The 23,828-nt window shown below is 57.8% G+C and carries 21 protein-coding genes and 1 tRNA gene; 14 read left to right on the top strand and 8 right to left on the bottom strand.

The features are described from left to right. Entirely contained in the window at positions 1-1,170 is a 1,170-nt protein-coding gene (locus JK176_RS09395; protein ID WP_211587572.1) for a pyridoxal phosphate-dependent aminotransferase, read from the bottom strand. Between the two features lie 80 nt (positions 1,171-1,250). Next, the gene (locus JK176_RS09390; RefSeq protein ID WP_211587571.1) at positions 1,251-1,709 is read right to left on the bottom strand and encodes a cupin domain-containing protein; all 459 of its coding nucleotides are present in this window, start codon (positions 1,707-1,709) and stop codon (positions 1,251-1,253) included. Positions 1,710-1,845: 136 nt separating this feature from the next. Between JK176_RS09390 and hpnD the strand changes: the two genes are divergently transcribed. The 4 genes from hpnD (at position 1,846) to JK176_RS09370 (ending at position 6,720) form a co-directional block, all read left to right on the top strand. Beyond that, positions 1,846-2,721 (top strand): presqualene diphosphate synthase HpnD, encoded by an 876-nt coding sequence (gene hpnD, locus JK176_RS09385; RefSeq protein ID WP_211587570.1) that lies wholly within the window; start codon positions 1,846-1,848, stop codon positions 2,719-2,721. A 3-nt stretch (positions 2,722-2,724) separates the two neighbouring features. Continuing rightward, on the top strand, positions 2,725-4,020 hold the full coding sequence (gene hpnE / locus JK176_RS09380) for a hydroxysqualene dehydroxylase HpnE (RefSeq protein ID WP_211587569.1): 1,296 nt from the start codon (positions 2,725-2,727) through the stop codon (positions 4,018-4,020). Between the two features lie 73 nt (positions 4,021-4,093). Then, positions 4,094-6,088 carry a squalene--hopene cyclase gene (shc, locus tag JK176_RS09375; RefSeq protein WP_211587568.1) on the top strand — a complete coding sequence of 665 codons (1,995 nt, stop codon included), beginning with the start codon at positions 4,094-4,096 and terminating at the stop codon, positions 6,086-6,088. Beyond that, positions 6,088-6,720, top strand: coding sequence for a hypothetical protein (locus JK176_RS09370; protein ID WP_211587567.1), 633 nt, complete (start codon positions 6,088-6,090; stop codon positions 6,718-6,720). The genes shc and JK176_RS09370 overlap by 1 nt, the downstream gene beginning before the upstream one ends. On the opposite strand, the gene JK176_RS09365 is transcribed toward JK176_RS09370, so the two are convergent. From JK176_RS09365 to JK176_RS09355, 3 genes are all read right to left on the bottom strand, one after another. Continuing rightward, entirely contained in the window at positions 6,688-8,049 is a 1,362-nt protein-coding gene (locus JK176_RS09365) for a sodium:solute symporter family transporter (RefSeq protein WP_211587566.1), read from the bottom strand. The genes JK176_RS09370 and JK176_RS09365 overlap by 33 nt on opposite strands. Before the next feature lie 86 nt (positions 8,050-8,135). Next, positions 8,136-8,933, bottom strand: coding sequence for an RlmE family RNA methyltransferase (locus JK176_RS09360; protein ID WP_194263053.1), 798 nt, complete (start codon positions 8,931-8,933; stop codon positions 8,136-8,138). After that, a complete protein-coding gene (locus JK176_RS09355; RefSeq protein ID WP_194268423.1) occupies positions 8,930-10,051 on the bottom strand; it encodes a Ppx/GppA phosphatase family protein in 1,122 nt (373 codons plus the stop codon). The genes JK176_RS09360 and JK176_RS09355 overlap by 4 nt, the downstream gene beginning before the upstream one ends. Positions 10,052-10,208: 157 nt before the next feature. Here JK176_RS09355 and JK176_RS09350 point away from each other — a divergent pair. The 3 genes from JK176_RS09350 (at position 10,209) to JK176_RS09340 (ending at position 13,348) form a co-directional block, all read left to right on the top strand. Beyond that, positions 10,209-10,282 (top strand) — tRNA-Gln (locus tag JK176_RS09350). 154 nt (positions 10,283-10,436) lie between these two features. Next, a complete protein-coding gene (guaB, locus tag JK176_RS09345) occupies positions 10,437-11,930 on the top strand; it encodes an IMP dehydrogenase (protein ID WP_211587565.1) in 1,494 nt (497 codons plus the stop codon). Between the two features lie 56 nt (positions 11,931-11,986). Further along, positions 11,987-13,348 (top strand): RsmB/NOP family class I SAM-dependent RNA methyltransferase, encoded by a 1,362-nt coding sequence (locus tag JK176_RS09340; protein WP_211587564.1) that lies wholly within the window; start codon positions 11,987-11,989, stop codon positions 13,346-13,348. Here the strand turns inward: JK176_RS09340 and JK176_RS09335 are convergent. Next, positions 13,314-13,838, bottom strand: a complete 525-nt coding sequence (locus JK176_RS09335; RefSeq protein ID WP_211587563.1) for a GNAT family N-acetyltransferase — start codon at positions 13,836-13,838, stop codon at positions 13,314-13,316. The two genes, JK176_RS09340 and JK176_RS09335, sit on opposite strands and share 35 nt — an antisense overlap. A gap of 92 nt (positions 13,839-13,930) precedes the next feature. Here JK176_RS09335 and JK176_RS09330 point away from each other — a divergent pair, with 92 nt between their 5' ends. Together JK176_RS09330 and JK176_RS09325 are read left to right on the top strand one after the other, a co-directional pair. After that, a complete protein-coding gene (locus tag JK176_RS09330; protein ID WP_211587562.1) occupies positions 13,931-15,733 on the top strand; it encodes a sodium:proton antiporter in 1,803 nt (600 codons plus the stop codon). Between the two features lie 103 nt (positions 15,734-15,836). Next, positions 15,837-16,796, top strand: a complete 960-nt coding sequence (locus JK176_RS09325; protein ID WP_211587561.1) for a glycosyltransferase — start codon at positions 15,837-15,839, stop codon at positions 16,794-16,796. Between the two features lie 11 nt (positions 16,797-16,807). On the opposite strand, the gene JK176_RS09320 is transcribed toward JK176_RS09325, so the two are convergent. Next, entirely contained in the window at positions 16,808-17,332 is a 525-nt protein-coding gene (locus JK176_RS09320) for a L,D-transpeptidase (RefSeq protein ID WP_211587560.1), read from the bottom strand. A 163-nt stretch (positions 17,333-17,495) separates the two neighbouring features. Between JK176_RS09320 and JK176_RS09315 the strand changes: the two genes are divergently transcribed. Continuing rightward, on the top strand, positions 17,496-18,230 hold the full coding sequence (locus JK176_RS09315) for a response regulator transcription factor (protein ID WP_194255901.1): 735 nt from the start codon (positions 17,496-17,498) through the stop codon (positions 18,228-18,230). Between the two features lie 23 nt (positions 18,231-18,253). Here the strand turns inward: JK176_RS09315 and xth are convergent, their stop codons facing one another. Continuing rightward, positions 18,254-19,051, bottom strand: a complete 798-nt coding sequence (gene xth / locus JK176_RS09310) for an exodeoxyribonuclease III (protein ID WP_211587629.1) — start codon at positions 19,049-19,051, stop codon at positions 18,254-18,256. An 81-nt stretch (positions 19,052-19,132) separates the two neighbouring features. Here xth and JK176_RS09305 point away from each other — a divergent pair, with 81 nt between their 5' ends. From JK176_RS09305 to JK176_RS09290, 4 genes are all read left to right on the top strand, one after another. Further along, positions 19,133-20,140 carry a dipeptidase gene (locus tag JK176_RS09305; RefSeq protein ID WP_211587559.1) on the top strand — a complete coding sequence of 336 codons (1,008 nt, stop codon included), beginning with the start codon at positions 19,133-19,135 and terminating at the stop codon, positions 20,138-20,140. A gap of 315 nt (positions 20,141-20,455) precedes the next feature. Next, positions 20,456-22,393, top strand: a complete 1,938-nt coding sequence (uvrC, locus tag JK176_RS09300) for an excinuclease ABC subunit UvrC (RefSeq protein ID WP_211587558.1) — start codon at positions 20,456-20,458, stop codon at positions 22,391-22,393. Between the two features lie 90 nt (positions 22,394-22,483). Further along, a complete protein-coding gene (gene pgsA, locus JK176_RS09295; RefSeq protein WP_211587557.1) occupies positions 22,484-23,086 on the top strand; it encodes a CDP-diacylglycerol--glycerol-3-phosphate 3-phosphatidyltransferase in 603 nt (200 codons plus the stop codon). A 102-nt stretch (positions 23,087-23,188) separates the two neighbouring features. Then, entirely contained in the window at positions 23,189-23,797 is a 609-nt protein-coding gene (locus tag JK176_RS09290; protein WP_211587556.1) for a hypothetical protein, read from the top strand. Positions 23,798-23,828 lie beyond the last annotated feature (31 nt).

The following is a 23,828-nucleotide window of genomic DNA, read 5'->3' as shown; positions in this document are numbered from 1 at the left end:
TCAGGTGTAGATCTGGTCCAGTGCGGTACAGAAGGTCTTCATTTCATCCATGGAGCCGACCGTAATTCGCGAAGCATTCGGCCAGATGGGCCATGAACGCCCGATCAGAACATTCTGCTTCAGGAAGGCATCCTGAATGGGCTTTGCCGGCTTCTTCCAGTCGATGATGAACATGTTTGCATCAGACGGAATGAAATGAATGCCCCGCTTGCGAAGATGCTGGAACGTCATGTTGCGCGCCGCAATCATCTCCTCCTTGCGGGCCGCGATAGCGGACTTCATGGTGAGGCTCATCGTACCGCAGGCCATAGCCGGAACCGGAAGCATCGAAGTGGCGCTTTTGCCATCATAGCGCATCATGCTCTCATGCAGGTCAGGTCTGGCGAATGAAAGGCCAAGACGCATCCCAGCCATGGCAAACATCTTCGAGAACGTCCTGAGAACAACGACGTCCTTGTTCTTCGCGACCAGTTCCACGGCACTCGGCGCATTCGAAAAATGGATGTAAGCCTCATCCACCAGCACGACCGAACCCTTGGGCTTGTTCTCGACCAGCCATGCGATATCGCGCAGCGGCGTCAGCGTTCCCGTCGGATTGTTGGGAGAGCAGATATAATAAACACCAGCATTGGGATCAGCAGCCAGCATGGCCCGGACATCTGTCTTGTATCCGTTTTTCGCCGTCAGTGGCACACGGGCCAGAGGAATTTTCAGCCAGTCTGCCGCGACCCATCCGGCCTCATAGCTGGGGTCAGCCGTCACAAGGCCGCGGGTGGGTGAGCAGAACGTCACGATGGCACGGGCGAGGGGATCGGACGAGCCACACCACGTCATGACATGGGTCTGGGGAAGTCCTTCGACATCGGAAGCCGTCTTGATAAGGTCATCGCGCATATGACCGGTCGGATCGTAACGGTTGCTCTGAAAAACCGAGGATGCGCCAGCCTGTGCAGCTTCCGGGAAGGGACCAGTCCAGCATTCATTGCTACCAAGACGGGTAACACCCTCGAAATTGATCCCCGACGGAAGAATATCCGCGCGGGCTGAGTTTGTCAGGACCTTTACGGTCGCACCTGCGGCCAGAAGTGTGGCAATTCGCCCGAAGCTGCGCCGGGAATATCCCCGGGCAAGAAGGTCGCTACGGGCGGCGGAAGAGAGGGGACTGGTCATTGTGGGCCATACTCCAGACTAGGGCCGGAACATGTTAGTTCCGAAACGTTTTGCCTGTCAAAGCACACCCGAAGATATTTTCAGTATTCTTTCTGCTGGCCGGGCAGAGGGATGGACGTCGGCTTTCCGGGCGAACCGGCATAAGTCAACAAAAGAACCGTCTCGCCGTCGCCCGTCACGCCACGATGAACATCATTGACTGATTCCGCAAAGGCTTCGCCCTGATGAAACGTCCGCTTTTTGCCGCTCTGCCGATCTTCGATCGTGAGCGTTCCTTCCAGCACATAACCCGCATTCGGATACGGATGAACATGCCACGGAAGGGCGGAATGCGCAGGAATGGTCAGCTTAATCATGCTGAGCATCGGTCGCGTCGTCGGATAGTGGTCGTAGGGCGTGCCATTCCAGGAATGATCGTCCGCAAGGAGATGCTCCGCGTGCCCACTGGCCGTTGTGGGAGGCGCTGTCTGGGCAGAGGCGAGGGGGGCGATCAGCATTGCGGCAAGAAAGGCAGCGTTTTTCAGAGAGAGAAGACGCATGACGAAAGACTCCTTTTCAGGTGTTGCCTTTTGGCATCATATTAACACAGGGCAGCCCTTTCGGTTCAGGTCATCTTTGTCTCGCCGGGATTTGGGTCTAGAACCCTGATCTTCTGAAACGAGACAGGGGACAGACATGGTTTTCAGCAGGATGCGCGCTTCTTCAGGTCTTCCCTGCGCGCAGGCCGATCTGGATCATGTCGAAAGGATCGTAACCGCCTCGGGAACATCCTTTGCCCGTGGAATGCGTATCCTTCCGGCGGACCGCCGTCAGGCGATGTTCGCGGTCTATGCGTTCTGTCGTCAGGTGGACGATATCGCCGATGGTGATGCAGGCGTTGCAGACCCTACGGCCGCCCTTCAGGACTGGCATCGTCGCGTCGACGGCCTCTATGAAGGGATCGCGACGGATGCGCTCGACCGGGTTCTGATCGTGGCAATCCATCGTTACCAGCTTCAGCCTCAGGACTTCCACGACGTCATTGACGGCATGGCCATGGATTGCGGAGCGCCAATCGTGGCGCCGGATGAGACGACGCTGGATCTGTACTGCGATCGTGTGGCGTCTGCTGTCGGACGCCTGTCGGTCTGTGTGTTCGGAGATTCGTCCGAAAATGCCCGGCGCGTTGCCTATCATCTGGGGCGCGCGCTTCAGCTGACCAACATCTTGCGCGATATCGCCGAAGATGCGGGCCGTGACCGGCTTTACCTTCCCTCCGAGCTCCTGACCCGCTTTGACGTTCCGAAAAACCCACAGGAAGCGCTTTACGCTCACGGTCTGGATCAGGTGGGGCGCATCCTTGCCCAACGTGCACGGGACCATTTCCGGGAAGCGCGGAAGGCCATGCAACTGTGTGACAGCACCGCAATGCGCCCCGCACGCATGATGGCCGCGTCCTACGCGCCCATCCTTTCAGCCCTGCAAAAGCGCGGCTGGAAAACACCCGACATCGCCCCGAAAGTCTCCAAACCCTTGAGACAGCTTCGTACCCTCGCAGCGTATGTGAAGTAACCCATGAGCCACGTCCACATCATCGGCGGTGGTCTGGCAGGCCTCTCCGCCGCAATCGAGCTTGCGGCACAGGCCCGCGTCACCGTTTACGAAGCAGGCCCGGCCTGCGGCGGCCGGGCGCGTTCCTTTCACGACCGCTCCCTCGACGCCCGGATCGATAACGGTAACCACCTGATCCTGTCCTCGAACGATCTGACCTTCCGCTATTTGGACATTATCGGCGCGCGTCACACCCTGACGGGGCCGGGATTACCGATCTTCCCCTATTACGATCTGGAAGACAGCCTCGCCTGGACGCTGCGCCTGTCGAAGGGAAAGCTCCCTTTCTGGGCGCTTCCGGGCGGACGGCGCGTTCCGGGCATGAAGTTGTCCGAACTGGCCTCTCTCGGACATTTCCTGCGCGCAGGGGACAGAACGACCGTGGAGAGCTGTCTCAGCTCCGGCCAGTTGAGCCGCAGACTGCTGATCCCGTTCGCCATCTCGGTTCTCAATACAGACATCCATACGGGCAGCGCCAAACTCCTTGGCAACGTGATCCGCAAGTCTCTTGCCAAGGGAGGCATGGCCTGCTGTCCGTGGTTTCCAGCCGTCGGTCTGTCCGAAACCCTGATCGACCCGGCCGTCGCCTATCTCAAACGCTTTCATGGCGACGTGCGCACAGGCGTCCGTGTGAGCGCTATCGAACAGCAGAACGGCCGCGCCACGGCATTGGAAACCGGGGCAGGGCGAGTGGAACTCGGCCCTGAAGATCAGGTCATTCTGGCCGTTCCAGGACCAGTGGCACAGTCCCTGCTGCCGGGACTGACAGCGCCTGACGCCTTTGAAAGCATTGCCAACGCGCATTTCCGTCTTCCTGAGAAAGTTCAGGCCCGTGGCGTTGTGGCTCAGGCCGGTTTCGTAGGACTGGTCGGGGGTATTTCGGAATGGATTTTCCTGAAGGGGGATATCCTCTCCGTGACAGTCAGCGCGGCCAACCGATACGCAGATCGCAGCAACAGCGAACTTCTGGCCACGATCTGGTCAGAAATTCGACGCGCGCTCGACCCCGTTCTGTCGCAGCCACTGCCAGTCGCCATCCCACCGTCGCGTCTGGTTTGGGAAAAACGGGCGACGTTTGCTGCAACGCCCGAACAGAACCTCCTGCGTCCGGGAGCCAGAACCGATCTTGTCAATCTGGCACTGGCCGGAGACTGGACGGAGACCGGACTGCCCTCCACAATCGAAGGCTCCATCCAGTCCGGACTTCAGGCCGTCGCTGCTCTGGGCTTCCGGTCCGCCGTAGAGAACACAGGATCGTGATGAGCGGTCGTCCTGTCATGATTGTAACACAGCTCCCGCCTTTGAGGACTGCCTGTGTCGGAAGAGTCGAACAATGCTGATCTATTCTGATATTCTGGAAAAGGAGGATCGCGTGAGCGAAACCTTGTCCCGTCAATCGGTCGAACCCGATGAGATCAACCATGCCATCGAAGGCGCACAGGACGCGCTGGGCGGGAAACAGAAATCAGACGGTCACTGGGTTTACGAACTCGAAGCCGACGCGACCATCCCAGCAGAATATGTCCTGCTCGAACACTATCTCGACCGGATCGATCCGGAAAAACAGGCCAAGATCGGCGTCTATCTGCGTCGGATTCAGGGCGATCATGGGGGGTGGCCGCTTTATCATGATGGCGGCTTTGATCTGTCGGCGAGCGTAAAGGCTTACTTTGCCCTCAAGGCGATCGGGGATGACATCAATGCGCCCCACATGCGTATTGCCCGGGAGGCCATTCTCGATCACGGCGGGGCCGCACGCACCAACGTGTTCACGCGGATCCAGCTTGCCCTGTTCGGGGAAGTCCCCTGGAATGCAACGCCCGTGATGCCGGTTGAGCTGATGCTTCTGCCGCGCAAGGCGTTCTTCTCGGTCTGGAACATGTCTTACTGGTCGCGGGCTGTGATCGCACCCTTGCTGGTCCTAAATGCACTCCGCCCCAAAGCCATCAATCCGCATGGCATCCATGTGCAGGAACTGTTCGTCAAGCCGCCTTCCGAAGTCACGGACTGGATCCGCGGCCCATACCGCTCGGTCTGGGGGCGCTTTTTCAAGCATCTTGATTCCGCCCTGCGCCCCGTCCTGCCGCTCATTCCACAGAGCGTGCACAAAAAAGCCCTGAAAGCCGCCAGCGATTTCATAGAGCCGCGTCTGAGCCGGGGAGGGCTGGGTGCCATTTATCCCGCAATGGCGAATGTCGTGATGATGTATCGCGCGCAGGGCGTCCCCGATAGCGACCCACGCGCCCAGACTGCATGGGAGGCCGTTCAGGACCTGCTGGTTGATCATGGCGATGAAATCTATTGCCAGCCCTGCGTCTCGCCGGTTTGGGATACTGGCCTGTCCGGTCTTGCGATGATCGAAGCCGCGTCCGGCCCCGCTGGCACCAAGCATGAAGAAACGCTCGCTTCCCTGAAAAAGAGCGCCGAATGGCTTCGGGAACGCCAGATCCTGAACGTCAAGGGCGACTGGGCCATCAACACACCGGACCTGCGTCCTGGTGGTTGGGCGTTCCAGTACGAAAATGACTACTACCCGGACGTCGATGATACCGCCGTCGTCGGCATGCTGCTGCATCGTGTTGATCCCGAAGGCAGCCGCGAGGCGATCGCACGTGCGCGGGAATGGATCATTGGCATGCAGAGCACCAATGGTGGCTGGGGTGCGTTCGATATCGACAACGATCTCGAACTGCTCAACCACATCCCGTTCTCTGATCATGGCGCGCTTCTGGACCCGCCGACGGCCGACGTTTCGGCCCGCTGCATTTCTTTTCTGGCCCAGCTTGGCGATCCGGACGACCGTCCTGTCATTCTCAAGGCACTGGAGTATCTGCGCTCCGAGCAGGAGCCGGAAGGCTGCTGGTTTGGTCGTTGGGGCACCAACTACATCTATGGCACCTGGTCTGTCCTGTGCGCGCTGAACATCGCTGGTGTGCCGCATGACGATCCGATGGTTCTGCGCGCTGTAAACTGGCTCGAAGGCGTCCAGCGTCCTGATGGTGGCTGGGGTGAAGACTGTGCGACCTATGAAGGGGGCACGGCAGGCGAATACAACAAGAGTCTGCCCTCTCAGACGGCCTGGGCTGTTCTGGCCCTCATGGCCGTCGGGCGCCGCGAGAGCGACGCCGTCAAGCGCGGCGTTGCGTATCTGGTCACTCAACAGAACGACAAGGGGGAGTGGCAGGAAGACGCCTATAATGCCGTTGGTTTCCCGAAAGTCTTTTACCTGCGCTACCACGGCTATAAGCAGTTCTTCCCGCTGACCGCACTGGCCCGCTATCGCAACCTTGGCGCAAGCAACAGTGGCAAGGTGGAGTACGGGTTCTGATGCTGGGTATTCTCGCAGGTCTGAAACAGGAAGCCCGTCTGATCCGGCGCTTTCTGCCGGATGCCCCCCTTGCCCTGAGCCATGCGACGCCTGAGGGCGCACGACAGGGCGTGGAGCGCCTGCTTCGCGCGGGTGCCACGGAACTCCTGTCTTTCGGATGCGCGGGAAGTCTTTCGCCAGAAGCGTCTCCCGGTACGGTCATCGTGGCCGATCATGTACATCATGAGAACCGGAATATTCCCTGCGATCCCGCTCTGAGTCAAAGGTTTGGCTCTGCCTTCGCACGCCGGGGCGGCATTCTGCATAGCGATGCGTTGGTTGAATTCGCCTCTGAAAAGGCACGCTATTTTACCGAAACGCACTGTCTTGCAGTGGATATGGAAAGCGGCGTCGTGGCGCAGAGTGGCGTCCCGTTTGCTGTCCTCAGGGTTGTTTGCGACGATGCCACACAGGACCTGCCTCATGCTGTGAAGACCAGCGTGAAGGACGGTGCGGTATATATCCCCGGACTGATCGGCTCGCTCGTCCGGCACCCGTTGCAGATCGGCGGTTTGATCCGCCTCGGCAAAGAAGCTGCCCTCGCGCAGCGCGCGATGGCGTCATTTCTTCAGGCCAATTCGCCGCAAACCTGAAAAGACCTTCGCTCCAGCGAACGTGGCCGTAACTCCCGCAGGAACGAGCCAGGGAAAAGCGATGGCATGTCCTTCGATCCTGACAAAGGACATGAGACCCAGCGCGCCAACAGCCGAGACAAAGCCGAAAATTGCCGCCTTCTCATCCCGCGAACGGCCAATCATCGCCAGCAGGAATACCCCAAGCGTCGCACCATAGCTGTAGGATGCGATGGAAAGTCCAAAGACGACAGCCGATCCATTGGGCCGTGAAAACAGCAGCGCGGTCAATACAAGAAGGCCGGCCCAGATAACCGTCAGACCCCGCAGGGAAAATTTCGCGCGCGACAGGAAATCGGCCTTGGTCGCCGCCGCCATGGCATTCATCGCGCTCGACAGAGATCCCATGGTCGCAGCCAGAATACCCGCAACCAGCAAACCGCTCAGAACGGGAGGCAGCGTCAGGATAAACTGCGGAAACAGAGCATCCGGCCTCGCACCCTGACCCGGCATGAGATCACGCAGCGCAACCCCGATGCATGACAGCAGAGCGAACAGCAGCCCCACGATAAAGACACTGCCGATCATCGCCGCCCGCGCGCCGTTGAGTGTTTTTGCCGCAAGACAGCGTTGCAGCATCAACTGATCCGTTCCATGCGATGCCAGAGCCAGAATAGCGCCCCCGATCACAGCGCCAGCTATGGAAAACGGATCCGTAAAAGGCGGCATCCCATGGCTGAAAACAGGCGCCCAGTGAAAAGGGGCCACGCCTGCACGAGACCAGATCACAGCCAGACAGGCGATGCTTCCGCCCAGATAAAGTCCCAGTTGCAGACTGTCAGACCAGACAACCGCCCTCAACCCACCTGCCACGGTATAGGCCAGCGTCAACAAAACAATCAGAACTAACAGAAGCAGATCCGGGACGGCGTAGCCCATGCTGACAAACAGCATCGATACGGGAATCATCCCGGCGTAAAGTCGAACACCTTCGGCGACGAGACGGGTTGCAAGGAATGTTCCGGAAAGAATTTTCTGAAGTTTCGTGCCAAATCTCTGACCGATATAGCGATAGATCGACGTTGCACCGCGTTCGTGCAACGGCAGGAACCAGAGCGCAACCGCGATACGCCCAACGAGATAACCCGCGGCCAGACCAACGAAAACATACCCTTTAAGGTAAGCAACCCCCGGAACACTGACGATAGTCAGGGTGGATGTTTCGGTCGCGACAAGCGATAGACAGATCGCCCAGGGAGGAAGATCCTTACGCGGCTGACGGGCCAGCGTAATCGAAATGACAGGTAGCAGGCAGAAATACAGGAGAATAACGAGCAAACTTACAGTCATTGAAAATTATTACTTTTCCGGAATGGTGTTCCTGTAAGAAAAGGGAGGCAAATACCTCCCCTTTTCTTCTTCTCATATTCAGCCCGTCAGGAAGGATTAGTCAGGCGTTCAGGCCGAAACCCTGTTGCCACGACGTAAAGCTCACTTGATTCCTTGCGGGACGCAGGCGGTTTAACGTGCCTGACACTGGCAAATGCGGTTTTCATCGTCGCCAGCATGTCTTTTTCCGAACCGCCCTGAAAAACCTTGGCGATAAAGCTGCCACCTTCGGCCAGAACCTGAAACGCAAAATCCAACGCCCCCTCAGCAAGACCCATGATCCGCATATGATCGGTTGCGGCGTGCCCTGTTGTATTGGGCGCCATGTCGGACATGACCAGATCAGCAGGACCGCCCAGCATCTCTTTCAGCCGATCAGGCATCTCGGGATCCGTAAAGTCTCCCTCAATAATTTCTGCTCCGGCAACAGGATCAACCGGAAGCAGATCAAGCCCGACAACATGCTTTGCCCCCCGCTTGACCGCAACCTGCGTCCAGCCGCCCGGAGCAGCACCCAGATCGATGATGCGGGTCCCTTCTTCAATCAGCTTGAAGCGATCATCGATCTCAATCAGCTTAAAAGCCGCACGAGACCGCCAACCCTGCTTGCGGGCCGCCGCGACATAAGGATCGTTGAGCTGACGGTTCAGCCAGCGTTGCTGGGCCGTCGTCCGTCCACGAGCCGTTTTGAGTGAAACAGTCTTGTTGCGGGCCGTTTTTGACGTTGCGGAATCACGTGTTGCGTCGTTTTCCCCGGGATTGGAAGCACTTTTCAGAGCCTTTCCCGGAATACGCTTCGGTCCCGTATCCTTACTGGAACCGGAACGGGATCTTGGCGACTTCATAGTGTAGCATATGTCCCGAATGGGCCCCTTGAACGGGGCGTGGCATGACGACTGGTCGTGTGGCGCCCCTTGCCGGAACGCTGACCATGATCGCGGGCCATACGCAGCAACATCCCATCGCGCAACCCCCGGTCTGCAATCGTGACGTCTTCGACCGGCCATAAACGATGGATGGCTTCGAAGATTGCGCAGCCCGGCAAGACGAACTTCATACGCTCAGATCCCACGCAGGGATGATCCGCCAGTTCTTGATTATTGAGACGCCGCAGACTTCCAATGGCATCCACCATGCTCGACCCCGGAAGCGTCAGTCCATCAATCGCCGCACGATTATAGCGGGGCAGGGAGAGGGCCACTCCGGCCAGCGTCGTTACGGTTCCAGACGTCCCGATCAGACGCGTCTTTCCGTGTGTAACCTCACGCCGGATGCGATGTACGTTCTCAAAGCCGTTCAGATACTCCTGAACATGGCTGACCATCGTCTCATAAGAAGGGCCATGACCTTCACCAAACATTTCCTGAAGCGTAATCACGCCTACAGGAACGCTCGTCGTGCCAATGAGTGTCTGCGTCTCCCGTTCGGGGTCAATCCGCACCCATGCGACTTCGGTAGACCCACCACCAATATCGAAAAGAACGCCCCGATCGGCGCGAACAGGTCGGTGTTCCGGCTGACGGAAAAGGGGAGAACAACTCTCAAGAGCCAGCTCCGCTTCTTCACGGGCGGTGATGATATCGATCGTCAGACCCGTCTCATGCTGCACACGCGCCAGAAACTCGCGGCCATTGGCAGCCTGACGACAGGCTTCCGTCGCAACCGCACGAACATGAACCAGCGGCCACTGCCTCATGCGCTCCGCACAGACGCGCAGGGCATCGAGCGCGCGCTTCATGGAATCTTCGGCAAGCCGCCCGCTGGCACGCAGGCCTTCCCCAAGCCGGACAGAGCGGTTGAAACTGTCCACGACACGAAAACCGGTCGGCGTTCCAGCAGCAATCATGAGACGGCAGTTGTTGGTGCCAAGATCGATGGCGCCAAAGAACGGACCCGTACGTCTTGCAGACGCATGAACAGGCATCGGGCCTGACAGGTTATGATCCGTTCCGTACCTCATCATGTGTTTCGGCTCCCGCTTGCCCGTGATCTGGGACCTTGGAAATGCAGCATGGGGCGCGGGGGACCCTGCTCGCAAGAAAAATATGTGTTTTTTCAAAAAAATGTCCTGATCGCTCTTGCGCCCCACGGGGTCGGTTGATAAACACCCTCTCACCGCTTGGGAGATAGTTTAGCGGTAGAACTACCGGCTCTGACCCGGTCAGCCCTGGTTCGAATCCAGGTCTCCCAGCCAAGAAAATCCTCAGAAAATACCGCAAAAAAAGAGACTTCCCCTCGGGGGGCAAAGTGCTCTATGAGGACCCGCCAACGGCCGGTCGGCCTTCTGGCCTCCGGTTCACACACATCGCGTCTTTCACGACGCATGACGTAACGGGGGCACGCGGCTCATGACTTCATCTTCCCACACAACAAATCTGAATGAGCGCATCCGCGAAGCGCTGGCTTTCGACGACGTTCTCGTCGAACCGGCAGAATCGTCGGTCCTTCCAGCCCAGACCTCGACGCGCACACGCCTGACACGCTCCATCGAGTTGAACATCCCCTTGATGTCTTCCGCAATGGACACCGTGACTGAAGACGGCATGGCCATTGCCATGGCGCAGCAGGGCGGCATGGGCGTCATTCATAAAAACCTCTCGATTGAAGAACAGGCCGAGCAGGTCCGTCGCGTCAAGCGCTTCGAATCAGGCATGGTCGTCAATCCCGTCACGGTCGGCCCCGACCAGACGCTGGCAGAAGTTCAGGCCATCATGGCGCGTCACGGCGTCTCCGGCCTTCCAGTCATTGAAGACGGCAGCAGCGTTCTGGTCGGTATCCTAACGAACCGCGACATGCGTTTCACCACAGATCCGAACACGCGCGTCCGCGACCTGATGACGCATGAAAACCTCGTGACGGTCCTCAACGGCGCAGCACCGGACGAAGCCCGCATGCTTCTGCACCGCCACCGCATCGAAAAACTGCTGGTGGTCGACGAGGCACAGCGCTGCATCGGGCTCATCACCGTCAAGGACATGGACAAGGCCATCGCCCATCCACTGGCCATCAAGGACTCGCAGGGGCGCCTGCGCTGCGCGGCGGCTGTCGGTGTGGGCGAAGATGGCTTCCGCCGCGCCGCCGCACTCGCTGAGGCGGGGGTTGACGTTATCGTCGTGGATACGGCTCACGGCCATTCACACGGCGTTCTGAGTGCCGTCGAAACCCTCAAGAGCCGTCATGGCGGGTTGCAGGTCATTGCGGGCAACGTTGCCACCCCACAGGCCGCCCGCGCCCTGATCGCCGCCGGCGCCGACTGCGTAAAAATTGGCATCGGACCGGGGTCCATCTGCACCACGCGCGTCGTCGCCGGTGTGGGTGTGCCGCAGTTCTCAGCCGTCATGGAAACAGCCGCAGCCTGTCATGAACTGGACATCCCCGCCATTGCAGATGGTGGCGTCCGGACATCGGGCGATATCGTGAAGGCCCTCGGCGCAGGCGCGGATGTGGTCATGGTCGGCTCGCTACTGGCTGGCACGGATGAGAGCCCGGGCGAGACGTTCCTGTATCAGGGCCGCTCCTATAAGGCCTATCGCGGCATGGGATCGCTGGGTGCCATGGCCCGCGGTTCCGCAGACCGGTATTTTCAGGCGGAAGTCCGCGATACGCTCAAACTGGTCCCGGAAGGTATCGAAGGCCAGGTTCCCTACAAGGGGGGCATGTCCGCCGTCATTCACCAGCTCGTCGGTGGTCTGAAAGCAGGGATGGGTTACACGGGATCGGCCACCATCGCCGATCTTCAGGTCCGCACCATGTTCCGTCGCATCACGAATGCAGGCCTGCGTGAGAGCCATGTCCATGACGTGACGATCACCCGCGAAGCCCCGAACTACCGCCGGGACTGAACGTCCCTGCATCAAAGTCTCTCGCATTGAGAGGCTAAACGGGCTACGGGGGCGCTATGACCCCCGCAGCCCGTCTTTCAGGCGCCATCGATCTGCTCTGTGCGATCCAGAATGCGCCCCGCCGTCCCGCCGACGCCACAGCCAACGCCTTTTTCCGCGAACGCCGTTATATTGGTGGCGGCGACCGTCGGGCCATTTCCACGATCGTCTGGGATGTCCTGCGTGGCTGGAGACGGCTGCAATGGAATCTCAGGGATATTTCCGGTGATATTTCCCCACGACTGATCTGTGCGGCATCGCTCCTGCTTGGCGGAGAGACGATGGAGAATGTCCGTCGGCTTTTCTCCGGGGAGCGTTACGCGCAGAACCCTCTGACCTCCCGTGAGGATGTGGCACTCAAGGGTTTGGAAGGAAAAGAACTTTCCACCCAGAAGCAGCCGCTGGCCGTGCGGCTTGAATACCCGGACTGGCTGGACAGCGCGCTCCGGGAAACGTTCGGCAACCGGCTGCCAGACGAAATGGAAGCAATGCTGGGCACGCCGACGCTCGATCTTCGGGTCAACCTGCTCAAGGGCAGTCGGGAGCAGGCCGCGCGCGAACTTCGGCGCGAATCGCTTCCTGCAGAAATGACGAAACTGTCTCCGTGGGGTCTGCGTCTCGATGGGCGCCAGCCTGTCACGGCAACGCAGGTTTTCAAAGACGGTCTGGTTGAGATTCAGGATGAAGGTAGCCAGCTTGTGGTCGCGGCCGCCGATGCACGTGGTGAGCACCGGGTTCTGGATTATTGCGCCGGGGCAGGCGGCAAGACGCTGGCACTGGCGATGACCATGGAAAACCGTGGACATATCGTGGCCTGTGACGTGCATGAAAAACGTCTGGACGGAGCGGTCAAGCGGCTGCGTCGGGCTGGTGTTCATAACGTAGAACGGCATCTGCTGGTGTCCGGAGACAAATGGGCGAAGCGTCGGGCTGGAAGCTTTGATCGTGTTCTTGTCGATGCGCCTTGCTCGGGAACCGGAACATGGCGACGTAACCCGGATGCACGTCTGCGCCTGACACCCGAAGACATTCAGGAACTCGTCATCAAACAGGCGCAGATCCTTGATCGTGCGGCATCTTTGGTGAAGCCAGGCGGACGTATGATTTACGCAACGTGCTCACTTCTGGCCTGTGAGAACGGCCAGCAGATCGATGCCTTCCTCAAGCGTCGCGATGACTTCAGACGCCTGCCGAAAGAGCAGATGTCCGAACTTCTGCCTGCCGAGTTGCGGAGCAAGGCCCAGTTCTCGCTAACGCCGTTACGGGATGGCACGGATGGATTCTTCGCTTGCGTTCTTGAGCGGGTCATAACGGATGCGAAGACGCAAGCGGAAGACGTGGCCGTTACGGTCCCGGTGGCAGAAGATCCTTCCACATAACAAGCGCGTCCACATATCCTTCCGAAGGGTGATCGAAGGCGCCCGGCAGCGTTCCGATCACCCGAAACCCCAGTGATGTCCACAACTCTACGGCGCGCAGATTGGTGGTGACGACGAAATTGAACTGCATGGCGCGAAAGCCGAGTTTCGTCGCTTCAGCAAGTGCCTCTTCGGCCATTGCCCGACCTGCACCGAAACCGGGACGTGCAACGAATCCCGCATTGGCGATGTGACTTCCACCGCCTTTCTGGTTGGCCTGAAGATAGAATGTGCCCACGATTTCATAATCGTGGGTTTGAGCGACATAAACACGGTGCTCGACAGCCATCCAGTATGCCAGAGCCTGCTGCCGCCCCCAGTGTCGGGGCAGTGCGTAAGTTTCGCCTTTACGCAATACAGGAGACAGCAGGCGCCAGATTTCTTCCCGATCCAGAGACTGGGCGGGACGAATCAGGAGACCGCTTCCGGTTTGAGCTGAAGACGATGGCATAACAGGGCTTTCTTCCATGCTTTAGGTGCGCGACGGCATTTGAGGTATGATACCGCTTCATATCCATCATGCGGAGCCCGTGCCGAACATCCATGCAGTATGACATTCTTATCGGCATTGCCTCGACGTTTGGCGCAGGAATGCTGGCCCAGTGGGTCGCCTGGCGCTTTCGGCTTCCGGCCATTGTCCTTCTCTTCTCGCTGGGTCTGATTTTCGGGCCGGGGTTGGGTATTCTTCATCCCTCCGAAACGATGGGATGGATGTTCCGACCATTGGTGTCACTACTTGTGGCGCTTGTCGTGTTCGAAGGCGGCATGGCGCTCGATTTCCGCCAGTTGCGCGAAGCCGGGGAGGGTGTCGCACGCCTGACGATGCTCGCCCTACCCATCAACTGGGTTCTGGGGTCTCTGGCCGCGCATTATGTCGCGCATCTGGAATGGGGCACGTCCATGCTGTTCGGGGCAATCGTCGTCGTGACGGGCCCGACAGTCGTGTTGCCGCTTCTGCGAAGTGCCAAACTGCAACCGCGTGTGGCGGCGTTCCTGCGGTGGGAAGCTATCGTCAACGATCCGCTAGGCGCCATTCTGGCCGCAGTCGTGCTTCAACTCATGCTGTTGCATGCGGACGTACATGCAGGCGTCTTCTTCACCCACACACTGCCTGATCTGCTGGGCGCGATTGCCGTCGCGCTCTCTGCAGGCATCCTGCCAGCCTATCTGATCCGGTATCTGTTCACCCGTGATCTGATGCCGGAAATTCTCAAGACGCCCATGCTGATTTCGATGGCATTGGTGATCTTCTCGCTGTGCAATCTGGAAATGGGGGGCGCAGGGCTGATGGCGGTCACGATCTTCGGCATGGCGCTGGCCAATCTTCATATTCCGGGTGTGACAGAGCTCCGGCGTATGAAGGAATCACTGGTGGTTCTGGTCGTATCGGTGCTGTTCATCATGCTAACAGCCGATCTGCAGCGGAATGTTCTGGCGCAACTCTCGATTCCGATTTTCGCACTGACGGTAGTGGTTTTATTTGTCGTGCGTCCGTTGGGTATTTTCCTTTCAACTCTGGGGACAAGCATGCCCTGGAAGGAAAAGCTGTTTGTCGGCTGGATTGCGCCACGCGGTATTGTCGCAGCTGCTGTGGCGGGTGAGGCGGGTGTCAGCCTGAAGGAAGCGGGCTATCATTCTGCCGATCTGATTATGCCCGCTGTATTCGCCGTGATTGCCGTTACGATGATCCTGCATGGCTTTTCACTTGGCCCGATTGCGCGGCGCCTCAAACTCACACTCTCCAATGATCCGGCAATCGCAATTCTGGGATCAAGCGGATGGTCCATCAACTTTGCGTCCTGTCTGCGCAAGGCAGGGGTGCCAGTTTTGCTGGTCGATAACCGCTCCAGCGCACTTCTGCCCGCCACCCGGCAGGACATTCCAGTACTGCGCGCAGAACTCCTGTCACAACACGGACAGGAGTCTCTTGAAGAGCGCCCTGCCGACTATCTGATCGCAACAACGGCTGACGGCATTTATAACGGCATGGTCTGCGGGCATCTGGCCCCGACCATGGGACGGCAGCGCGTCTACCAGATCAGCCCAGGTGTGGCGCGGCTCGACTTCTATCACGGCCTGTCACGCGATGCGCGCGGCAAGGTTCTGGGCGAGCCGGCGTGGAATTATACGCTGTTCGATACGCTATTCGATCAAGGCTGGCGTTTCAGCGCTACAGAAGCCACCGAAGAGAGCGCCTCAATGTTCGGAAATGACGAAAACAGGCTTGATATTCTCGTCGTGCGCCGTGACGGAGGCATCCTGATCCGTTCAGCTGAAGACCATGACAAAGCCGTACCCCAACCAGGAGATTACATGATCTCCATGGTCCCGCCGGATGTCGAATAAATATGAAGATACATCTCAAAAATGACGTCTAATTTTTTACAATAGAATTTCCTCTTCCCTTGCCCGCATGGCGCCGCCATCATACAGAAAACGGAGAACTCGCATGGACGTACAGACTTGCGTTTGTTACTGCACTGATCGATCATATCTTTTTCCAACTCTCGTCAGTGCACTTCAGGCGCGCGCCCATGCGGCATCACACATTGCAGACATTATTATTGTCTGTTTTGACGTCGATGCAGAGACAATTTCCGTTGCTCAATCAATATGCAATAAAAATAATATCACTCTCTTCTCAAGATCCGGAAAAGACATAGATGGCGCGCCAGCTATGCTTGGAAGACTGTATCTGGATGAAATTCTACCTGGAAATTATAAAAATATCCTTTATGTCGATGGCGACACGCAGATCAAATCGTCGCTGAACGAATTTTTGGCCTGCGTACCGCCTGAAGGACGCTTTTTCGCTTCAGCCGATCCTATGGTTTTCCTGCTTGAAGATCAGTCGAAAGAAGGAGAGTCAGTCCGGAAGCATTTTCAGGAAATCGGCCTCAATCCTGAGCAATCCAGGCAATATTTCAATACAGGAGTGCTCTACTTCAATCGCTCAGCCTGGGCTGTCATTGCGGAGAAGGCGCGGACAATTATTCGGTCTCAGAACACAATGTCCAGATTTCCGGATCAAGATATTCTTAATATTGTCGGCATTGAGCGTGCATTGCCAATGTCGCTATCGTGGAATTTTCCCGTCTTTCTGTACAATGCCAGACTTGAGAGCACGGTTCAGCCAAAAATTGTCCACTATATGTCTCAGCCAAAGCCATGGGACGGGGTTTTTCAGCCGTGGCAGGCAGGTGATTATGCTCCATACCCCGCATTCGTTGCAGCTTATCCCGAAATTTCCGGACTATGGAAAAGAAGCTCGCGCCTTCGAAAATTACGATATTTCGCGCAGCAGCATTACAAACGCTTCTGCGAGACCCGGAAATGGGGGCATGGTGCTGTGCATGCCCTTGTTCTGGATTACGAAGCCAAATGCCGTAATGACGCGAAACAGGCCTAACGACTATACTCTCAATAGAGGGCCTCGGACGGCTCTTCGACTGTAATATGCGATAAACCGGCTTCAAGAAGCGCACGGAGGTCCTTTTCCTCAACGGCAATACAGCCCTCCGTGTATCCACTGACAGGCGGTAGGTGCAGGAAAATCGCCGATCCGTATCCCGACTTGGCTGGCGCATCATTCCACCCCAGAACGATGCAAAGATCGTAAACATGATCGTCACGCCACAGGTTTTCGCATGAGGCCGGGTGAGGAAGCGTTACGGCGCGATTGTAATCAGAATGAGCGGGATCGTCGCACCAGCCATCATTAGGGGCGATAGGCTCGATGGGGAGTCCTACTGCGCAGACCGGATGCGATAGGCGGTCCGCACGGTAGAAGACGCGCCGGAATGGGAGTTCCCCGACGGGAGTACGAAGGTCTCCCTCCGTTTTGTCAAGAGACAGGCCGCGTTGTCCGATCAAAACCGGAATGATTTTTCCCTGAAAGTGAAGAAAAGCGCGGTCTCCAGCGGTTCTCAAAATAGCTTTAGCCATAATGCTGTTTCCTTTTCCAGCTGTACTTGCCATAGTCTGATGCGAAAGCATGCTGCTTTCTTCCCGTTTACCGGGAATGGTAAGTCCGGATGTGCAAGTTACGAACACCGAATTTTTGCGGATGTGTCGTTTCTTCCGTCACGAGAGAACGAGACAGGTTATTATGGCAGGTCCACGCCCCATCCTGGTTGTTGACGATGATGATACGCTCCGTCGTCTTCTGGCGGAGCAGCTTCAGCACGGCGGCGAACTGGAAGCGGTTGAGGCGACGTCCGTTGCCGCAGCACGCGAACTCCTCGCCAAGCCTGGTGCCCGATATGACGCCATGCTGCTGGACATTACCCTTCCCGATGGCGATGGGCGCGATTTCTGCGCGGAACTGCGGCGCGCTGGCGTCCGCATGCCAATCATCATTCTGACAGGCTCCGACGACGAACATGACGTGGTGCGCGGCCTTGATGCAGGGGCCAACGACTACGTTGCCAAGCCCTTCCGGATTGGTGAGCTTCTGGCCCGTCTGCGTGCCCAGTTGCGGATTTTCGAGAATAGCGAAGACGCCGTATTTGAAATCGGCCCCTATGCGTTCCGCCCGTCCGCAAAACTGCTGGTCGAAACTGCCCGCAACCGCCGGATCCGTCTAACGGAGAAGGAAGCGGCGATCCTGAAATATCTCTATCGTGCGGGTCAGCGTCCGGTGGCGCGTCAGGTTCTTCTGAACGAAGTCTGGGGTTATAACGCCGCCGTCACCACCCATACGCTTGAGACGCATATCTATCGCCTGCGTCAGAAAATTGAGCCCGATCCGACACGCACATCGCTTCTGATTACAGAAGGCGGCGGATACCGTCTTGATCCTGAAGGACGTGGCGTTATTGGCTCCGACAGCCTGTCAGCCTAAAGGCTGACAGGCGTGGTGAGGGGTCAGGCTGGATCGAAGTCCAGCACGACCGGGACGTGATCGGAGGGGCTTTCCCAGTCCCGTACGTCCTGTAAGACCCTGATATCCCGCAGGCCCGGCATAAGATCGGGCGTCATCCAGACATGGTCCAGCCGCCGTCCGCGGTTGGATTTTTTCCAGTCCTTGTTGCGGTATGACCACCATGTGTAGAGCTTTTCCGGCTCTGGTGTGATCTTCCGCATGGCATCCTGAAATCCTGTCGCCATCCAGGCCTTCAGACGTTCGATTTCGGGCGGTGTGTGGCTGACGATTTTCAGGAGTTGCTTGTGGCTCCAGACGTCATGCTCCAGCGGCGCGATATTGAGGTCTCCGACCAGAATGCTGCGGGCAGGGGGCGTATTGCTGAACCAGCCCGTGGCTTCATCCACAAAAGCGAGTTTGTGGGCAAATTTTTCGTTTTCCACCGGGTCGGGAATATCGCCACCTGCCGGCACGTAAAAATCATGCAGTAGGATCGGACCGGCCGGGGTTGCAATGCTGGCTGCCACATGTCGGCAATCGGAGCGGGTACACCAGTCGGGAGTACCCGCCACACTCTGCAGCGGATGTCGCGACAGGATCGCCACACCATTATAGCTCTTCATGCCTTTATAGACCTGATGAGGCAGGCCCATTTCAGCCAGAGCCTGAGCGGGAAAGAGCGGATCCGGGACTTTCGTTTCCTGTAGACAGACGATGTCCGGATTTTCCTGTTCGACGATCTGCTTCAGCAAAGGCAGTCTGAGTCGAAGAGAATTGATGTTCCAGGTGATGAGACGCATGACGACTGGATCGACCGGATCAGGCGTTTTGACAAGCACCCTCTTGCACACAAAGCCTTCCCGTCCGATCTAGAACGAACCATGACTGATCTGCACAACACGCTCCTGACGCTTGATTCCCATATCGATATTCCCTGGCCGGACCGGCAGGATGCCTGGGCGGAAGATACGCCGAGGCAGGTAAATGTCCCCAAGACACGCAAAGGTGGCCTGAAAGCCGTATGCCTTGCGGCCTATATTCCGCAGGGTTCGCGTGATGAGGCGGGACATACTGAGGCCTGGGAGCGGGTTCAGGGCATGCTGGACGTAATTTCCGGGATCGAAGGACGTCAGGGCGATCACAGCGCACGCGTCTGTCGGACGGCTGCGGATGTGCGTGCAGCCCATAAAGCAGGCGACCTTGCCGTCATTCCCGCGATCGAAAACGGCCATGGGCTGGGCGGTCAGCCAGAGCGTATCGCGGAACTCGCCCGTCGCTATGGTGTGCGCTACATGACGCTGACCCATAACGGGCATAATGCGCTCGCGGATGCGGCCATTCCGCGCAAGGATCTGGCGGACAGCGAAACACTTCACGGCGGGCTGTCAGATCTCGGGCGTGAGGCAATCGCACACATGAATCGCTCCGGCGTTCTGGTGGACGTCTCCCATGCCGCAAAATCGACCATGATGCAGGCCAGTGAAGTCTCCGCCACGCCGGTGTTCGCAAGCCATTCCTGTGCCCGTGCTCTGTGCGACCACCCACGCAATCTGGACGATGAACAGCTAGACCGCTTGAAAGAAACGAGCGGCCTGATTCAGGTAACGGCCATGGGGTCATTCCTGAAGAAAGGTGGCGGCGGGACGGTCGAAGATCTGGTGCGCCACGTTTCGTATATTGCGAACCGGATCGGTGTCGAACATGTGGGCATCTCCTCGGACTTCGATGGCGGCGGCGGCATTCCGGGATGGAAAGATGCAACCGAAACCGCAAATGTGACGCATGCCCTTCAGGCAGCTGGGTTCAGTGATGCGGACATTTCTGCCATCTGGGGTGGCAACATGCTGCGCCTTCTGGAGACTGCTGAAAAAGCAACAACGGCACCCTGAACCCAGCATTGAAAACTCGCTTCGACAGACCGAAAAAGAACAGAACATGATCATGGCGGGCAAAACAGGCACCGCTTCGTCCACCATGATCTGTTGAGGCCCTCGCAAGCCTCATGTCGATCCTTTCCTCCCTTCCAAAAATGCTTCTTGGAAGGGAGGAAGAAAGTAAGAAGCGATTGTTTTCAATAACTTACAAAATATGATTAAAAATTAGGCAATCTGAAGGCAGGTCTGGCAAACCGTGGCTTTCATGATTCTGTCACAGACCAGCCCACAGACTTTTCCACAGGTTCAGTGGATGACTGAAGAAGCCCGATGACCGACCTCCCTCCCCAAAACTCCGACCGCCCCGACGACCATGACGAACCCACTGTTTCTTCGGAAAAAAGACAAGGTGTGGAGGCGATCCGCGAGGCCCTGAAGACCATTCCCTACAGCCCTGGCGTGTATCGCATGCTGAGTGCGAAAGGGGAGGTGCTGTATGTCGGCAAGGCGCTGAGCCTGAAAAAACGCGTCTCATCCTATACCCGCATCAATCAGCTTCCGGAGCGGCTGAGGCGCATGGTGTCGATGACGGTTTCGATGGAAATTGTCATCACGAAAACAGAAGCAGACGCCCTGCTTCTGGAAGCGAATTACATCAAGCGCATGAAGCCGCGCTTCAACATCCTGCTGCGTGACGACAAGAGCTATCCGTGGCTGATGCTGACTGAAAGCCACGAGTTTCCACAAATCACCAAACAGCGCGGCAAACCCGTAAAGGGCGCGACCTACTGGGGGCCGTTTGCCAATGCCTGGGCCGTCAACCAGACGCTCAATCTGGTGCAGCGCAGCTTTCTGCTCCGCTCCTGTTCGGATGCCGTGCTGAACAGCAGGACGCGGCCCTGCCTGCTGTACCAGATCAAACGCTGTTCGGCGCCCTGTGTGGATCGTATTTCCGGGCCTGACTACGCAAAACTGGTTGACGAGGCCCGGCAGTTCCTTTCCGGACACAGCACGGACCTGCAACAGCGCCTGGCTGCCGAGATGGAGCAGGCCTCGCAGGATATGGATTACGAGCGGGCCGCGTCGATCCGGGACAGGATCCGCGGCTTCGCCAGCATTCAGGGCTCCAGCACCGTCAATCCGGCATCGATCAATGATGCCGATATCATGACGATCTGGCAGGAAGCCGGTCAGAGCTGCATTCAGGTGTTCTTCATCCGGGGCAGCCGCAATAACGGCAACCGGGCATTCTATCCGGCTCATGCAGAGGAAGAGACCGCAGCAGACGTGCTGTCGGCGTTCATGATTCAGTTCTACGACAACAAACCGCCCCCGCCCACAATTCTGGTGAACTGCGAGATTCCCGAACTGAATCTGGTCGAAGAAGCCCTCAGCATCCGGCGCGGACAGAAGGTCGAAATCCTCAGGCCACAACGGGGGGAGAAAAAAGACGTCGTCGAACACGCGGCTCTAAACGCGAGGGAGGCGCTGGAGCGCAAGCTGGCCGAGAATACCGGACAGCGCAAACTTCTCGAAGGGGTAGCGGAGGTCTTCGGTCTTCCGGAAACGCCACAGCGCATCGAAACCTATGACAACTCCCACATCATGGGACAGGCGCCTTATGGCGTGATGGTTGTCGGTGGCCCTGAAGGCTTCAACAAACGCGCTTACCGCAAATACGGGATCAAAGGTCCGGTCGCGCCGGGAGATGATTTCGGCATGATGCGTGAAGTCATGGAACGCCGGTTCGGGAAACGACCGGAAAACGGAGAGCGGCCGGAGGACTGGCCGGATCTGCTTCTCATCGACGGCGGCCTTGGACAGTTCAATGCCGTGCGGAAGGTATTGGCCGATATTGGCGTTACCGGAATTCCGATCGTGGCCATCGCCAAAGGGCCGGATCGGGATGCCGGACGGGAGTGGTTTTTCACTGAGACAAAACCGCCCTTCCAGCTCCCTCCAAGAGACCCGGTTCTCTATTATCTGCAAAGACTGCGTGACGAGGCGCATAGATTCGCGATCACCACCCACCGGGCAGGACGCTCGAAAGGCTTACGCAGCTCCGAACTGGATAATGTGCCGGGAATCGGCGCCGCGCGGAAAAAGGCTCTTCTCAATCACTTCGGCTCGGCGAAATCGGTCAGACAGGCGAGTCTTGAGGAGCTGGAAAGCGCGCCCGGCATCAGTTCGAGCACGGCAACTGCCATATATGGGCATTTCCATCCCGAATGGGTCCAGAAAGCCTCAGTCAATCATCGCGCCCCCTGAAACCCGTTCGACGATTTACACGAAAAATACATCTTTCGCGGACACATTGGCGCATACCGGTATAAGGGAAACTGTTCTAGACTGATCGCGATGCTGACAGATCTGCCAAACATTCTGACACTGCTGCGTATCGCGTCCATTCCCGTACTGGTCGCGCTGCTCTCCGTGCATTCACCGACCGCGAATGTGATCGCCTGCGTGGTCTATACGGCCGCATGCATCACAGACTATCTGGACGGCGCACTGGCCCGTCGCTGGCAACAGTTGTCCGAGCTGGGTCGGATGATGGACCCAATCGCGGACAAGCTTCTGGTCGGATCACTTCTGCTGGCTCTGGCAGGACTGACGCAACTGCCTGTCTACTCGCTCTATGCAGCGATCATCATCATGATCCGGGAAATTCTGGTCAGCGGCCTGCGGGAATATATGGCATCCCAACGCGAAACACTGCCATCGACCCGGCTGGCGAAATGGAAGACCGGCATCCAGATGGTGGCGATCGGTTTTCTGATCGGTGGGGATGGAGCCGCAGGAATGCTGGGGCTTTCGTTTCTGCCCGCAACGCTGATTGGCGGAATCCTCCTTTGGTTCTCGGTCATTCCGACCGTCATCAGCGGATGGGGATATCTGACCGCAGGGTTAGCCCGCATCATGGCGGGGCAATCCCGTAAATCCTCCAAAATCGGCTTCTGAGGTCATAAGGCGAAAGAATTGTAGCGTTCTTCGACTGTCTTCATCTGGCGCTCCGTTACAAGGACCGCTAAAGGTCATGGATTGACCTCGTGGGAGTAAGAAATGCGGAAGACCGCTCTGCTGGCACTACCTCTCGCTCTGAGCGGCTGTTCAGGCATGGGCAAGTATATCCGCGACACGATGGTCTGGACGGCGCTCGATAATCCGAACGGCCCTCATGGTGACAGCGAGAATATTCATCGCGCCCGCGGTGAGAAATACTCCGAAACTCCAATTCTTCCTGAAAGCGGAAATATCTGGCCCGGAGCCCCACAACCGCTCCCGACACTCAAGGATGTCGAGAACCCCAACAGTACGTTCAGCCACGCTCTCGGCGATCCGGCGACCTACTTTGGCGGTGCTGCACTTGACGAAAACTTCATGGGCGGAATCGCCGGCAAGGGCGCTCTTGGAGCCTCCGGCGCGCAACTCATGCAGGGCCAGAGCCTGTCAGTCGGTGAGGGTGCCGATACGCATCAAGGTGTGTCCCGAGACCATACCCACCTTATTCCGACACTTCCTTCATCAGTTCCCGACAGTGCGGCCCGCTTTCTGAACAAAAGCCCCAGCAAGGCCATCATCATTCCTAACGGAGATGGCACCAGCACAGTTATCGGCCCGGACGGAAGTGTGAAGGTCATTCACGGAACAACCTTACCACCCACACAATGAGGGTCTGCTGACGGACCAGAGCCGTCAGCAT

The sequence above is a fragment of the Gluconobacter sp. Dm-73 genome (genome assembly GCF_018256215.1).
GTDB classification, from domain to species: Bacteria; Pseudomonadota; Alphaproteobacteria; order Acetobacterales; family Acetobacteraceae; genus Gluconobacter; species Gluconobacter cadivus.
Note: the sequence above shows the minus strand (reverse complement) of the source record. Positions and strands in the feature narration are given on the sequence as shown.